This window comes from Streptomyces aurantiogriseus (assembly GCF_014649375.1).
Classification (GTDB): domain Bacteria; phylum Actinomycetota; class Actinomycetes; order Streptomycetales; family Streptomycetaceae; genus Streptomyces; species Streptomyces aurantiogriseus.
In genome coordinates, this window is sequence record NZ_BMSX01000033.1 from 15,529 (window position 1) to 28,327 (window position 12,799).

The 12,799-nt window shown below is 67.6% G+C and carries 16 protein-coding genes; 8 read left to right on the forward strand and 8 right to left on the reverse strand.

All coding sequences use genetic code 11. The annotated features are described in order from the left end of the window. Positions 1 to 7: 7 nt before the first annotated feature. Entirely contained in the window at positions 8 to 691 is a 684-nt protein-coding gene (locus tag IE263_RS42775) for a TetR/AcrR family transcriptional regulator (protein ID WP_189943537.1), read from the forward strand. Between the two features lie 48 nt (positions 692 to 739). Here IE263_RS42775 and IE263_RS42780 read toward each other — a convergent pair whose 3' ends face one another. Further along, the gene (locus IE263_RS42780) at positions 740 to 1,636 is read right to left on the reverse strand and encodes an SDR family oxidoreductase (protein WP_189943538.1); all 897 of its coding nucleotides are present in this window, start codon (positions 1,634 to 1,636) and stop codon (positions 740 to 742) included. Positions 1,637 to 1,743: 107 nt separating this feature from the next. Between IE263_RS42780 and IE263_RS42785 the strand changes: the two genes are divergently transcribed. The 3 genes from IE263_RS42785 (at position 1,744) to IE263_RS42795 (ending at position 3,950) form a co-directional block, all read left to right on the forward strand. Further along, a complete protein-coding gene (locus tag IE263_RS42785) occupies positions 1,744 to 2,241 on the forward strand; it encodes a winged helix-turn-helix transcriptional regulator (RefSeq protein WP_189943539.1) in 498 nt (165 codons plus the stop codon). 114 nt (positions 2,242 to 2,355) lie between these two features. Next, positions 2,356 to 2,889: an SRPBCC family protein gene (locus tag IE263_RS42790; protein WP_123107143.1), complete on the forward strand. Its 534-nt coding sequence runs from the start codon at positions 2,356 to 2,358 to the stop codon at positions 2,887 to 2,889. After that, entirely contained in the window at positions 2,889 to 3,950 is a 1,062-nt protein-coding gene (locus tag IE263_RS42795) for an LLM class flavin-dependent oxidoreductase (protein WP_189943540.1), read from the forward strand. The genes IE263_RS42790 and IE263_RS42795 overlap by 1 nt, the downstream gene beginning before the upstream one ends. A gap of 50 nt (positions 3,951 to 4,000) precedes the next feature. Here IE263_RS42795 and IE263_RS42800 read toward each other — a convergent pair whose 3' ends face one another. The 5 genes from IE263_RS42800 to IE263_RS42820 form a co-directional block, all read right to left on the reverse strand. Beyond that, positions 4,001 to 4,210, reverse strand: coding sequence for a TetR family C-terminal domain-containing protein (locus tag IE263_RS42800; RefSeq protein WP_189943594.1), 210 nt, complete (start codon positions 4,208 to 4,210; stop codon positions 4,001 to 4,003). Between the two features lie 34 nt (positions 4,211 to 4,244). Further along, on the reverse strand, positions 4,245 to 4,547 hold the full coding sequence (locus IE263_RS49185; RefSeq protein ID WP_229911479.1) for a hypothetical protein: 303 nt from the start codon (positions 4,545 to 4,547) through the stop codon (positions 4,245 to 4,247). After that, positions 4,538 to 4,777: an AMP-binding protein gene (locus IE263_RS42810; RefSeq protein ID WP_229911480.1), complete on the reverse strand. Its 240-nt coding sequence runs from the start codon at positions 4,775 to 4,777 to the stop codon at positions 4,538 to 4,540. Before IE263_RS42810 ends, IE263_RS49185 begins: the two co-directional genes overlap by 10 nt. Positions 4,778 to 4,837: 60 nt before the next feature. Continuing rightward, a complete protein-coding gene (locus IE263_RS42815) occupies positions 4,838 to 6,304 on the reverse strand; it encodes an amidase (RefSeq protein ID WP_229911481.1) in 1,467 nt (488 codons plus the stop codon). A 471-nt stretch (positions 6,305 to 6,775) separates the two neighbouring features. After that, a complete protein-coding gene (locus tag IE263_RS42820) occupies positions 6,776 to 7,603 on the reverse strand; it encodes an SDR family oxidoreductase (protein ID WP_067257806.1) in 828 nt (275 codons plus the stop codon). Between the two features lie 63 nt (positions 7,604 to 7,666). Between IE263_RS42820 and IE263_RS42825 the strand changes: the two genes are divergently transcribed. Together IE263_RS42825 and IE263_RS42830 are read left to right on the forward strand one after the other, a co-directional pair. Next, a complete protein-coding gene (locus tag IE263_RS42825; protein WP_189943542.1) occupies positions 7,667 to 8,893 on the forward strand; it encodes an acyl-CoA dehydrogenase family protein in 1,227 nt (408 codons plus the stop codon). A gap of 163 nt (positions 8,894 to 9,056) precedes the next feature. Further along, positions 9,057 to 9,521, forward strand: coding sequence for a MarR family winged helix-turn-helix transcriptional regulator (locus IE263_RS42830; protein ID WP_189943543.1), 465 nt, complete (start codon positions 9,057 to 9,059; stop codon positions 9,519 to 9,521). A 577-nt stretch (positions 9,522 to 10,098) separates the two neighbouring features. On the opposite strand, the gene IE263_RS42835 is transcribed toward IE263_RS42830, so the two are convergent. After that, positions 10,099 to 10,938: an alpha/beta fold hydrolase gene (locus IE263_RS42835; RefSeq protein ID WP_189943544.1), complete on the reverse strand. Its 840-nt coding sequence runs from the start codon at positions 10,936 to 10,938 to the stop codon at positions 10,099 to 10,101. 129 nt (positions 10,939 to 11,067) lie between these two features. Here IE263_RS42835 and IE263_RS42840 point away from each other — a divergent pair, with 129 nt between their 5' ends. Next, a complete protein-coding gene (locus IE263_RS42840) occupies positions 11,068 to 11,676 on the forward strand; it encodes a TetR/AcrR family transcriptional regulator (RefSeq protein WP_189943545.1) in 609 nt (202 codons plus the stop codon). A 66-nt stretch (positions 11,677 to 11,742) separates the two neighbouring features. Next, positions 11,743 to 12,228: an aminotransferase class I/II-fold pyridoxal phosphate-dependent enzyme gene (locus IE263_RS42845; protein WP_229911482.1), complete on the forward strand. Its 486-nt coding sequence runs from the start codon at positions 11,743 to 11,745 to the stop codon at positions 12,226 to 12,228. A 35-nt stretch (positions 12,229 to 12,263) separates the two neighbouring features. Here IE263_RS42845 and IE263_RS42850 read toward each other — a convergent pair whose 3' ends face one another. Next, a complete protein-coding gene (locus tag IE263_RS42850) occupies positions 12,264 to 12,743 on the reverse strand; it encodes a winged helix-turn-helix transcriptional regulator (protein WP_189943546.1) in 480 nt (159 codons plus the stop codon). Between the last annotated feature and the right edge of the window lie 56 nt (positions 12,744 to 12,799).

Consider the following 12,799-nt stretch of genomic DNA (forward strand, 5'->3'; position numbering starts at 1 on the left):
GAGAGGCATGGCAGGGCGGCCGAGGCTCGATGACGCACCGGAGCGGCTTGTGCGAGCCGCTGTCGGCCTGCTGGCCGAACAGGGGCCGTCGGCCATCAAGGCGCGTACGGTGGCATCCGCGAGCGGGCTGTCGACGATGGTCGTCTACGGCCACTTCGGTGGGATCCCCGAACTGATGCGCGCCGTCGCCGACCACGGCTTCAGGGAGCTCGGCGCGGCGTTCGCCCAGGTGCCGGTGACGGATGATCCGATCGCGGATCTCTTCGCCATGGCTTTGACCTGCCGCCGAGTGGCCCGCGAGAACCCTCACCTGTACGACCTGATGTTCGGCCTGTCCACTCGTGCGACGTACCGGCCGCTGTCGGACGCGGACCTTCGCTTGAGCGGACATTCGCCGGCCTTCCGGGATGCCCACGTCCATATCACCGCGGCATGTCAACGGCTCGTGGACTCGGGCAGGGCCGAGCGGCAGGAACCTGAAGTCATAGCCGCCCAGTTGTGGAGTCTGGTCCACGGGTACATCACCCTTGAGCTGGCCGAGCACTTCGGCGAGTTCGAGGACCCCGTGGTGCAGGTGATGCTGCCGATGGGCGTGAACTTCTCTGTCGGTCTGGGCGACGAGCGAGAACGGGCCGAAGCCTCGCACGAGGCGGGCGCGCGCCTTTACGACTCGATCGTTCAAGGTCGGTGAAAGTCGGTAGGGCAGGTCGCTGTCCCGCGCGGGACTACCCATGTGCGGCTAGGGCGACTTGGTCTCCGGGGCAGAGGTACTGGTGCCCGGCGTGAGCTGGTCATGCCTCCCCAGCGCCGCGACCTCCCGTTCGAGGGACGGAACGGCACGGGCCGCGAAGCGCCTCGCCCATGGCCAGGCCAGTGGCGAATTCAGCGCTGCCTTGGCCCAGTTGGCCACGACGACCGCGCGCGGGACGTACACGCGGCTGCGGCGGCGCACGAGCCCGTCGACGATCGCGGCAGCCGCCCGGTCGGCACTCGTGGTGACATTGCCCGGGTAGGGAAGCCGGTTGCGCAGGCCCTGGAACGAGGGGAGGTCCACCTCGGCGCCCCGGACGAGATCCGTGTCGATCCAGGAGGGGTGCACCAGGCCGACCGTGACGCCGAGGTGCGCCACCTCCTGGCGATAGGTCAGGGCGAGCAGCTCGGCCGCGGCCTTGCTGGCGCCATAGGAGGCCATCGCCGCCAGCGGCATGAAGGACAGCGCGGACGCCACAACCAGCACGTGTCCCCGGCTGCGCTCCAGATGGGGCGTCACGTACTTGAGGGTCCGGAAGACACCGTTCAGATTGATGTCCAGGACCCGCTCGAACGACGCCTCGTCCGTCTGTCGCACGGTCCCGTACGCCACGACGCCGGCATTGGCGACGACGAGATCGATGCCGCCCATGACCCCCGCAGCCTCGTCGATCGCTGACCGCAGGACGGTGCCGTCGCGCACATCGGCCTCACGCCAGGAAGCGGCGGGGCCCAGATCGCGGGCGAGGTCACGGAGCCGATCGGGCTCCAGTCCGATCAAGGTCACCTGAGCGCCTCGGGCGATGGCCAGGCGGGCCACCTTCTCGCCGATGCCGCGCGCCGCTCCGGTGACAACCAGCTTTCTGCCCAGCAAGTCACGTTTCATGGCGGCAACATAACTTCGTTATTTATTGAGCGCAAGATGTCGCGTGTATGAACTGTCGCCGCTCCACCTGCTGGGTCTCACGACTGGACGAACCTATGCTGACTGTCATGAGGCGGACATCCTTTGCGCACTGGCCCTGTTCGATCGCGCGCACCATGGACTTGCTCGGGGACTGGTGGACGCCGTTGGTGCTGCGTGAGGCGTTCTACGGGATCCGGCGGTTCGACGCGTTCCAGGTGTCACTGGGGATCGCGCGCAACACATTGAGGGACCGGTTGCGCCGGCTGGTGGACGAGGGGCTGTTGGAGAAACGGCCGTACCAAACGGAGCCGGTTCGGTACGACTACGTGCTCACGGAGAAGGGGCGCGACTTCTACGGTGTGCTGCTGGTGATGAACCGGTGGGGGGACCGCTGGCTGTCCGGTGAAGAGGGCCCGCCGGTAGTCATGCATCACGAGGTCTGCGGACAGGAAGCCCATGCCGAGGCGGTGTGTTCTTCCTGCGGCGAGCAGATGACCGCGGAGAACACCAGTCCTCGGATGGGCCCCGGTTATCCGCCACATCTGGCCGAACGGCCGGATGTGCGGGAGCGTTTCGCCGGCTGACTCAGCGGCTCTGCCGGGGCTGCGTTTTCCCTTGACATGTGAGTCTATCTACGCAACTTTACTGGTCACGTCTGGTCATGGGAGTTCTCGGATCGGCATGGAGGCTGCAGGAACATGGAGTGGACAGGCGCGCGCTATGCGGACAAGCCGACGGTGGAGGTCCGCACCTGGATCGCTGCTCCGCCCGAACAGGTGTGGACGCTCGTGTCCGACATCGAGTTGATGCCGCGTATGAGCTCCGAGCTGCAGTACGTCGAATGGCTGGACGGCAGGACCGCCCCTGCTCTGGGAGCCCGGTTCATCGGCCGGAGCAAGCACGAGGCACTCGGGGAGTGGACCACCACATCCCACATCGTCGAGTACGAGCCGCCGAGGCTGCTTGCCTGGGGCGTCGAGAACCCGCAGAACCCAACGGCGATCTGGCGGTTCACGTTGGAGCCGCAGGGCGGTGGCACTCTGCTGAGCGAATGGATGCAGATGGGGCCGGCCCGTTCGGGCCTCTCCTTCGCCATCGATCGCATGCCGGAGAAGGAGCAGAAGATCGTCTTCGTGCGCATGCGGGAGTTCGAGGCCAACATGACCATCACCCTCGAAGAGATCAAGAAGCTGGCCGAGAGGGCCCAGCCCGCGGGCGAGGCGAGGCTCTGATGCGTACCTCCACCACGATCGAAGCTTCCGGGAGCGACTGGCGGGAGATCGTCGCCTATGTCACCGAGGCGGAGAAGCTCGGTCTCGACATCTGCTGGGTGGCGGAGGCGTGGGGCTCCGAGGCCCCCTCGCCGTTGGGCTACCTCGCGGCGAAGACCGAGCGCATGCTCCTCGGATCCGGAATCATCCAACTCGGCACCCGCACGCCGATGGCCATCGCCCGCGCCGCGATCACACTGTCGCAGATCTCCCAGGGGCGCTTCCTTCTCGGACTGGGCCCCTCCGGGCCGCAGGTGATCGAGGGGCTGCACGGCGTGCCCTTCGCCCGGCCGCTGGTGCGGATGCGGGAGACCGTCGAGATCGTGCGGGAGGCCGCCGCGGGCGGCAAAGTCTCCTACTCAGGACAGGAGTTCCGGATTCCACTGCCGGGCGCGGAGGCGAAGCCCATGCGTCTGTCGATGCGTGCCGAGCATGACATTCCGGTCTACCTCGCCACTCTCTCGCCGAAGATGCTGCACCTGACCGGTGAGATCGCCGATGGGTGGCTGGGCACCAGTTTCGTGCCCGAGGGCGCCAAGGAGGCGTACTTCGACCACCTGGACCAGGGCCTGGCCACCGCCGGTCGCGCCCGTGCCGACCTCGACATCTGCCAAGGTGCCGAGGTCGCCTTCGCGGACGACGAGGACGCGCTGAGCGCGATGGTGGCCGGACGCAAGAAGGAACTGGCCTTCAGCCTCGGCGGCATGGGTTCCGCGACCACGAACTTCTACAACAACGCCTACAGCCGCCAGGGTTGGGCCGAGGTGGCGGCCGAAGTTCGGACACGTTGGCAGGCTGGGGACCGGGACGGCGCGGCCGGCTTGGTCACCGACGAAATGGTGTTGGCGACCACTCTGATCGGAACCGAGGGCATGGTGCGCCAACGGCTGCGTGTGTGGCGCGACGCCGGTGTGGACACCGTACGTTTTTATCCGGCTGGAGAGACCCTCGACGCTCGGCTCACCACTCTCGGCCGGGCCATCGACCTGGTCCGTGACATCGAGGACGAGGCGGCACGGTAGCGGCACGGCCGGGTGCAGTCGAGGAGTGCTGTTGCAGGCGTTGGTCGACGTCAACCGTGCGCGCTGACGCCGTCCGCCGCCAGGCCCGACATCAGCAGGGTGATCGTGTGGAACGTCCTGGCCAGGGCGTCCTCCCGGTCCGCCGCGGCGGCGATGATCTGGTTGCCCTCGCACAGGACGGCCAACAGCAGCCGGGCGACGGTGGCGACCGGAACGTTCGGTTCCACGTCACCGCGTTCGGCCAGGACAGTCACTCCCACTTGCCTCGCCCTCGCCGGAGGGGCGGGTGGGGCTTCAGGCACCGCGCTTGCGACGGAAGGACGTCCTGCCGTTTCGCCGCACCATCGAGATGGTGGTGGCCAGACGCCCGCGGCGCAGGTCGGGTTCCAGGCCCGCGCCCAGTCGGTGCAGCTGGTCGGTGTGCCAGCTGAGGTCGAGCACACCGTCGAGCGCCTTGACGTCGGCAGGAATCCCTCCCAGGCGGCCTTCCCGATCGGCAGCTCCGGGGTGCCCTCGAAGGCGAAGTACGCCCTTCGCGTCGGAGTCGGTGAGGTGGTAGGCGACCTCGCGGCCCTTCAACAGCACGTTCAGCGACACGACCGCGGCCCCGGCCTTGAGGATGCCGAAGTAGATGCTGGAGAATTGGGGCAGGACAGCGCGACCTTGTCCCCGGGCTGGATCCCGCGCGAGACGAGCAGGTTCGCGACCCGGTTGGCCGCGGCGTCGAGGGCCTCGTACGTGATGCGGTCGTCGCCGAAGACGATCGCGGTGCGTTCCGGGTAGCGGGACGCGGAATCCGTCAGCAGTCGTGACGCGTTGCGGCTCAAGCTGTGCATCGTCGTTCTCCGGGGTTTTCGGGCGGGTGATCAGGGTCCAGTGGTGGGGGTCTAGACGAAGGCCGGAGGCGGCACGAAGCCGTCCACTTCCCGGCCCAGCAGGGCGGCGAACTCGATGGTGGTGAGATCTCCCCCGCTCGGGCCCATGGCCTGCAGACCGATGGGCAGTCCGCTCCTGCCTCGGCGCACCGGGATGGTCGTCGCCGGCCCCCCGGAGACGTTGGCGACGGCGCTCCACTTGACCTGGTCCCAGTAAGGGCGTCGCACACCTTCGACTTCGAATGGCCGCCCGAACCAGTCGATCAGCTTGTTGTGGTGGGCGGGGGCGGCCGTCGGGGTGACCGGCATGAGCACGATGTCGAAGTCCTGGAAGAACTCGAACCATCGCTGCCGGATCTCATTGCGCACCATGTGGGCCTGCAGCCAGTGATAGTGGGACTGGAAGGTTCCGAGCAGGGCGGGACCGGCGTCACCCCGCGGGTGCTGGACGAACCGGGCCAGCACTGCGGCGCTGGAGGCAGGAGCGAGGCCGGTGCGGTCGCCCGCGCCGAAGAGCAGGGGCTGGAAGGCCTTCCCGTGATTCGTCGCGATGTCGACAGGGAGGCTGGCGGGCTGGACCGTGATCCTCGCGCCGGCCGCCCGCAGCACAGTGACTGCATCGTCCACGGCTGCCGCGACGTCGCTGTCGACCGGACACGCGGGATCCTCACCCCAGACGGCGACCCGGAAGTCGGCGAGCTTGGTCGCGCGCGGCGGTGCGAGTGTGTAGCTGAAACCGCCGTCGTAGTCGGCGGGCCCGACCGTTGCCCGCAGGATCGGGACGAGGTCACGGGCGTCGCGGACCTGCGCGCCGCCGCAGCCCATGTCGGCCTCGGTCCATCGTCCCGGGCCCGGGCCGTAGGGCACATGCCCGATGAGGGGTATCGACCGCCAGGTCGACTTGTGCCCGTACAGGCCGTTGAAGTGGGACGGGATCCTGGTCGATCCGCCGATTTCCGAGCCGAAGTCGAACGTCGTGAGGCCCGCGGCGGTGGCGACGGCGCCGCCCCCGGCGGATCCGCCCGAGGTACGGGTCGTGTCCCACGGGTTCGATGAAGGACCGAACACCGGGTTGTCGGCCTGGATGTCCTGGTTGCCCGGAGGCATGTTGCTCTTCCCCATGATCACGGCACCGGCCGAACGCAGCCGCTTGACCGCCTCGGCGTCCTGGTCGGGCACGTAGTCCTTGAGGTCTGTTCGCCCGCAGACGGTGCGCATCCCGGCTGTCTCGAAGCTGTCCTTGACCGTGATCGGCACACCGTGCAGAGGACCGAGGTCTCGTCCGGCCGCCCGCGCGGCGTCCGCTTCCCCGGCCTCGCGACGGGCCCGCTCGGGGTCAAGGGTCACCACCGCGTTCAACGCGGTGTTATGGGTGGCGATCCGCTCAAGATAGAGCTCGACGAGTTCCCGGCTCGAGATCTCACCCGCGGCCAGCGCGCGTGAATGCTCCACTGCGGGCTGGAAGGGGACGTCACTCACGGCATGCCTCATCTCTGACTCTGACGGCGCCATCAAATGTGAGTCATAATATTACATTCGACAGACCATAGGCACGGGATGACGTGCAAGGCAATGGCCCTGCGGAATGAACGGAGGATCCTGTGGCATCAAAGGACGATCTCGTCGCCAACGTCGTCGCGGAGGAGCTACGGACGCAGGCGGCGCCGGTACGGCACTCTGCTGCCCGGCTGCCCGGCTGCCCGGCTGCCCGGCCGCCCGGGACTCGAAGGTCTCGTTCGCGGCTATCTGTCGCCCGAGCACCGGGACCAGCGCGGCGTCGGATGTCCCTCCGTCGCCCTGCTCGACTAGCTCGGCCGCTGCGCGGACGCGACCAAGCAGGCCTGGGTCGCTGCAGCTGTCCCGCGCCGCCTTCGACTCGAAGCTTGCCGATGAGGTCCTCGAGAAGGGCATCGAGAACGCCCTCGCGTTCATCTACTGAGCAGTGTGGGATCAGGCCGGATCGACGAATATGTCGAGCGCGAGATCACCTTCGAAGTCGGCAGGGCTGTAGACGGACAGGTCGGTGACGCCCTCGTCCGACAGGACCTCGTCGTCGATGAACAGGTTGGCGGTGCACTTCCGCGCGTCACGCGTGAGGATGGCGTACGCGGCGTCAGCCATGATCCGCGGACTACGGGCTTGTCCGGCGCCGCCGACCACGTTGCGCACGGCGGCCGTGTCGATCAGGGTCCGCGGCCACAACGAGTTGGCGGCGATGCCGTCGGCGGCGAGCTCCTCGGCGAGCCCGATGGTGCACAGACTCATGCCGTACTTCGACAGCGTGTAACCGAGATGCTTCCCCACCCAGTGCGGCGCGAGGTTCAACGGCGGGGAGAGCGTGAGGATGTGCGGGTTGCCCGCCTTGCGCAGGTGCGGGATAGCGGCCTTGCTCAGCAGGAACGTGCCACGCGTGTTGATGTCCTGCATCAGGTCGTACCGCTTCATCTCCAGCTGCTCCGACGACGACAGGTCGATCGCGCTGGCGTTGTTCACCACGATGTCGATGCCACCGAAGGCGCTGACCGCCGCGTCGACAGCGGTGCGCACATCGTCCTCGTCGCGGACGTCACCGACGACGGCCAGCCCCTTGCCGCCCGCGCGCTCAATCTCGTCAACGGCGGTGTGGACCGTGCCTTCGAGCTTCGGATGCGGCACGGCGGTCTTGGCGAGCATCACCACGTTCGCACCGTCGCGGGCCGCGCGCAGAGCGATGGCGAGTCCGATGCCGCGGCTGCCTCCCGACATCAGGATGGTCTTGTCGGCCAGCGTCTGTGTCATGGTCGAACCTCCAAAATAGATTGCCGAGCTAATGGTACGTGATGCTAATGGTATCTTCCCCGTATGACTTCCACTCCCACACGCCAGATCGACCGGCTCTACCACGAGCTCCTCGCCCCCAAAGAGACACAGTCCGTTCGCGCTGCCGTGCGCCGGATCGCAGAGCATGAAGTGGCTCCGCACGCCGTGGCGATCGCGGGGGGCGACGAGCGCACGGACGGCTTCCCCCGGCATGTGTTTGACGGGCTTGCGTCGGCGGGGGTCTTCCGGATCCCCTTCCCCAGCGAGGTCGGCGGCGACGGTCTGACCCACCCGGCGACCGCCACCGCCGCGGCCATCGAGGAACTGGCCTACTACTCCAGCAGCGTTGCGGCCGTCTTCGATGTGCACTGCATCCTGGCGGGCAACGCCCTGCGGCAGGGCACCGAGGAGCAGCAGCAGCGATGGCTGCGAAAGGTCGCGGAGGGCTCAGTGGTCGGCGCGTTCGCCACCACCGAGCCGAACGCCTCAAGTGACCTGTCCCCGCAGGCGGTTCAGACCGAGGCGATACGCACCGAGGCCGGCTGGGTGCTGAACGGCCACAAGCGGTGGATCTCCAACTCGCCCGTCGCCGGGTTCGTGGTGGTTCTCGCCCGCACCGGCACCCGGCTGAGCATGTTCATCGTCGACACGGCACTTCCCGGAGTGGAAGTCGGCCTTCCCGACCGCAAGATGGGCAACCGCGGCCAGCTCACCGCGGACATCCGCTTCACGGATGTGCACCTGACCGACGACGACCTCCTCGGTGGCGCCGAGGGGCACGGACTGCGCCATGCGCTGTCCACTCTGACCTACGGCCGGATCGGCATCGCGGCTGCCGGGGTCGGCATGGCGCAGGCCGCCTTCGACCACACCGTGGCCCACCTGTCGACGCGACACGCCTTCGGCAAGCCGGTGGCCGCCAACCAGCACTGGCAGTTCCTGCTCGCCGAACGGGCCACCGAGATCGAGAACGCCCGCACCCTCTACACCAAGGCCGCCCTGCGCCTGGACGCGGGCAACCCGTCCCCGGAGCCCGAGGCCGCGATGGCGAAGTACTACGCCACCAAGCTGTCGGTGGACATGGCACGCGACGCCGTCCAGGCCTTCGGAGGCCTCGGCTTCGCGCGCGAACTGGGTGCCGACGGCGGCCCCGGCCCCGTCGAGGCGATCTACCGGGACAGCAAGATCGGCGAGATCTATGAGGGCACCAACGAGATCCAGAAGTGGGTCATAGCCCGGCAGATCTTCGGTCGGGCCATCGTCGGCTGACCACCCAGGACGCACCGGCCGTAAGCCGGCGGACGGTGGGGAATCCCGCCGGCCTGCAGCGGTCCTGGCGCCTCGGGCTTTCTCGTACGATGGACAGGACCATACGTACGACTAACCATGGGCGGGATAAACGATGTCCGAGGCTCCGCTGGTACCGGGGACAGTGGCCGAACACACCATCTGCCTGCTGGTCAAACTCGGGCAGGTGGCGTTCAGGATCGCCGAGGACGGCATCGGCGGGACCGGCCTGCGAGTGCGGCATTACAGCGTCCTGCAGGCTTTGGCGGACAACGGTGCCATGCCGCAACTGGCACTTGGCTCGTTCCTGCGCATCGACCCCGCGACGATGGTGACGAGTCTCGACGACCTGGAGCGCGCCGGATACGCGGAGCGGACACGAGATCCGCAGGATCGTCGCCGCTACGCCGTGGACATCACCGCCGAAGGGCGCAAGGTCCTGGCCCGCCTCAACCGCATACTCGTCGATCTCGACGGCGAAATCCTCGCAGACCTGAGCACCACGGAACGACAGTCGCTTCACGTCCTGCTGGACAGTCTCGCGGGAAGTCCCGCTCTGACCTCCCTGTTCGACACCGTCCGGGAGCAGAACGGTGGGAAACGGGCTTAACGGCTCTAGGGGGCGAATCCGGGGGTCAGGCTCTCGACGCTGATCGTGCTGGGCTGCGTCATCGTGTACTCCGTAAGAGTGGTGTGCCACGGGGCGTGGCGACATGGTGGTCCGTCGGTCAGGGCGGCTGTCGGTCCGGTCGCAACTTGCGGACCGGCCGCCGAGAGGTCGAGCGGGATGAGTGCGTGCAACGTGCCGGTGGGCGGCGGCGCCCGCGATGAGCAATCCGGGGATTCTGTCGCCGCGTCCGGGTTTGGCTTCGCTGCAGTCGAGTGAGGCGCGAGTTCGGCACGCCGGCCGGGCGACAGCGCATCCCGCCTGGATCACGCGGGATGCGTCCACCTCGGCCAGCCGTTCCGGCAGGTCCGGGTCCGGCCTGCGGATCTCGCGCGGCTGGTCGAGCGGGCGTAATCGGCGACGCTCCGTTGGCCGGACTGTCTTCCGTTTCGACCACGGGGCGTAGAGGACTCCATGGCCTGGGAAGGTGTGCGTGTGTCGCATCCCGGGAATCTGATGAGATGAGCTGGACGATCGTCACGGGCCAGGCGTCAGCGACTGCACCGAAGCCCTGCGGGTTTTACTCGTCGAGGAACTGAATGGCGTGCTTCAGGAACCGCTCGGGATACTGGAACTGCGCTCCATGCCCGGCATCGGGGTAGATCAGCAGCTGAGCGTTGGGGATGTTCTGGGCGAGGTGCCAGGAGTTGATCGAGGCGATCATCACGTCGTTCTCGCCGTTGAGGACCAGCGTCGGCTGGGTGATCGCGTTCAGGTGGGCGTAGGGGTTCTCGCCCGGCAGCGGTTCCGCGTAGGCGACGGTCGCTTCGAACTGCGCCTGTGCGACCGCGGGCGAGCTCGGCGGGTCCTGGTCGGCCCGCTGGTGGCGGCGCTCCCAGAAGGCCTTGCCCGCTTGCTTCGCGGCTTCCGAGCGGCCGAAGAACAGGAAGAGGAAGTCCTCCAGGGTGGGGACCGGGTTCAGGGCGTACTGAGGCACCTGGGGGTCACTTGTCGGGTCCCCGCCTCGGAGGCCGGTGCCGAGCAGGAGGAGCTTGCGCACCAGCTGGGGATGGCGCAGCGTGACCTCCTGCACCTGGTAACCGCCGAGCGAGAAGCCGAGCAGGTCGACCTGCTCCAGCCCCAGTGCCCGGATGACCGCGGCGATGTCGTCGGCCATGTCCTCCATCCGGTTACGCGGCGTGCCCGATGACGAGGCGATGCCGCGGCCGTTGAACAGGATGACCTCACGGCCTTCGGCCAGGCCGTCGGTGAGCAGCGGGTCCCAGTGGTCCATCCCCCCGCGGAAGTGCTGGACCAGGAAGATCGGGACGCCGGAGGGCTTGCCCCAGCGCCGGTAGGCGAACCGGTCGCCGTCGACCTCGATGTACTGAGTCGGTGCGGTCACATGCGTGTCACTCATGGCCTGAGCCTTTCTGGAGGGGGTGAGCAATACGATGACGATCGTCATCTAAAAAGTCAAGCTCTTTGATGTCGATCGACATCTATGTATGCTGACGTCGAGCGTCGACCGAGGAAGGGACGGCTGGACGTGCGGGTCACCAAGGCGCAGGCAGAGCAGAACCGTGCCCATATCGTCGCGACAGCCGCCAGGCTGTTCCGTGAGCGCGGCTATGACGGTGTCGGTGTGGCGGAACTGATGGCAGCCGCCGGGTTCACTCATGGCGGGTTCTACAAGCACTTTCGCTCCAAGGCCGACCTGATGGCCGAAGCGTCCGCAAGCGGGCTCTCGCAGACTGCGGCACGGACAGAAGGTGTGGACCCCGCCGAGTTCGTCGAGCGCTACGTCTCGCGGGAGCATCGCGACGGGCGCGGCGACGGCTGCACCATCGCGGCCCTCAGCGGGGACGCCGCACGTCAGCCGGCGGACATCAAAACAGAGTTCGCAGCCGGGATCGAGAATCTGCTGACGGCCCTTCAGTCCCAGAGTGATACGCCGGGGGATGCGGACCAGCGTGCGACCCGCACCATGGTGATCGACATGCTCGCCCACTCGGTCGGAGCGGTCATGTTGTCGCGGGCATGCCCGGACGGTTCTCCGCTGGCGGACGAAATCATCGATGTCTGCCGCAAGGAAATTCTCGCGTCACTGGCACACTACAACAGCGACCAGGTGGCGGCACGGAGCTCAGAATCCTGACCGCAGCCGACCGACGCAAGCCCACGACGGGGGCGCCGCTCGATGACGGAACATGGCCGTGAGCTCATGGAGGAGGCACTTTCCAGAGCCCGCCTTGCACGAGCGGCCATCGCGTACATCGAAGGCCTGCACGTCAACAACCGCGATGACTTCTGCGGCGAGGCACGCGCCTTCGACATGAACCCCCTCCAGATCTTTATCGACCTGAGCGGGGTCAAATTCAGCGGTTGCGACGCCGCCGACTGGGTGCGTCGACGCCACCGCATCAACCTGCACACTTCCGACCGCCGGCGCATCAACGCGCAGCTCACCCACGCCGATGAGGGGACGGCGACGGTGCGCCTCCTCGATGGCCTGCGCGATCTTGTCGCTCACGTCGACGAGTTGCCGCCTGCCCCTGATGTCCGTGTCCCGGACCCCGGCGACCACGGTCTCCAGCAGGAGACCCTTCCGCGCGATGCCTACTTCGGTGAGGTCGAGCAGGTGCCCGCAGATCGGACGGTCGGCCGGATCCGTGCCGAGATACTCATGGGAGGACTATCCATTCGGTAGCCCTCTACCTGAGCCCCGCTGCCCCGACTGCCCGGCTATGCCGCTGTCGGTCCCGCCACCGTCCACCCCGGGGCCTGCGGGTGGGCGATGAGATCCTCGTGGTGGATCCGGTCGCCGCAGGTCGCGCAGGTGACCGTCGGGACGAGTTCGTTGCCGCAGGAGTGCTCGACGACCATGGGGCGGTCGTCGGCCGTGCGCAGATGGCGGTCGCCCCACGCCATCAGGGTCATCAGGACCGGTTCCAGCTCAAGGCCCGCCGGTGTGGGCCGGTACTCGAAGCGCTGCGGGCGCTCGCTGTACGCGCGCTTGGTGAGGATCCCGGCGTCGACCAGGCGGCGCAGCCGGGTGGCCAGGACGTCGCGCGGGGCCCCGATATTGCGCACCAACTGATCGAAGCGGCCGTTGCGCAGACATACCTCCCGCAGGACGAGCAGGGAGTACTTCTCACCGACGAGGGCGAGCGTGTCGGCGATCGAGCAGGGGCGGGGCTCTTTGGAGTCCTTGGTGGCGGCCATGGGGCCAGTCTAGGACGCGATCGGTGGTGGGTTTGGTTTTCAGACTTACCGAGTTA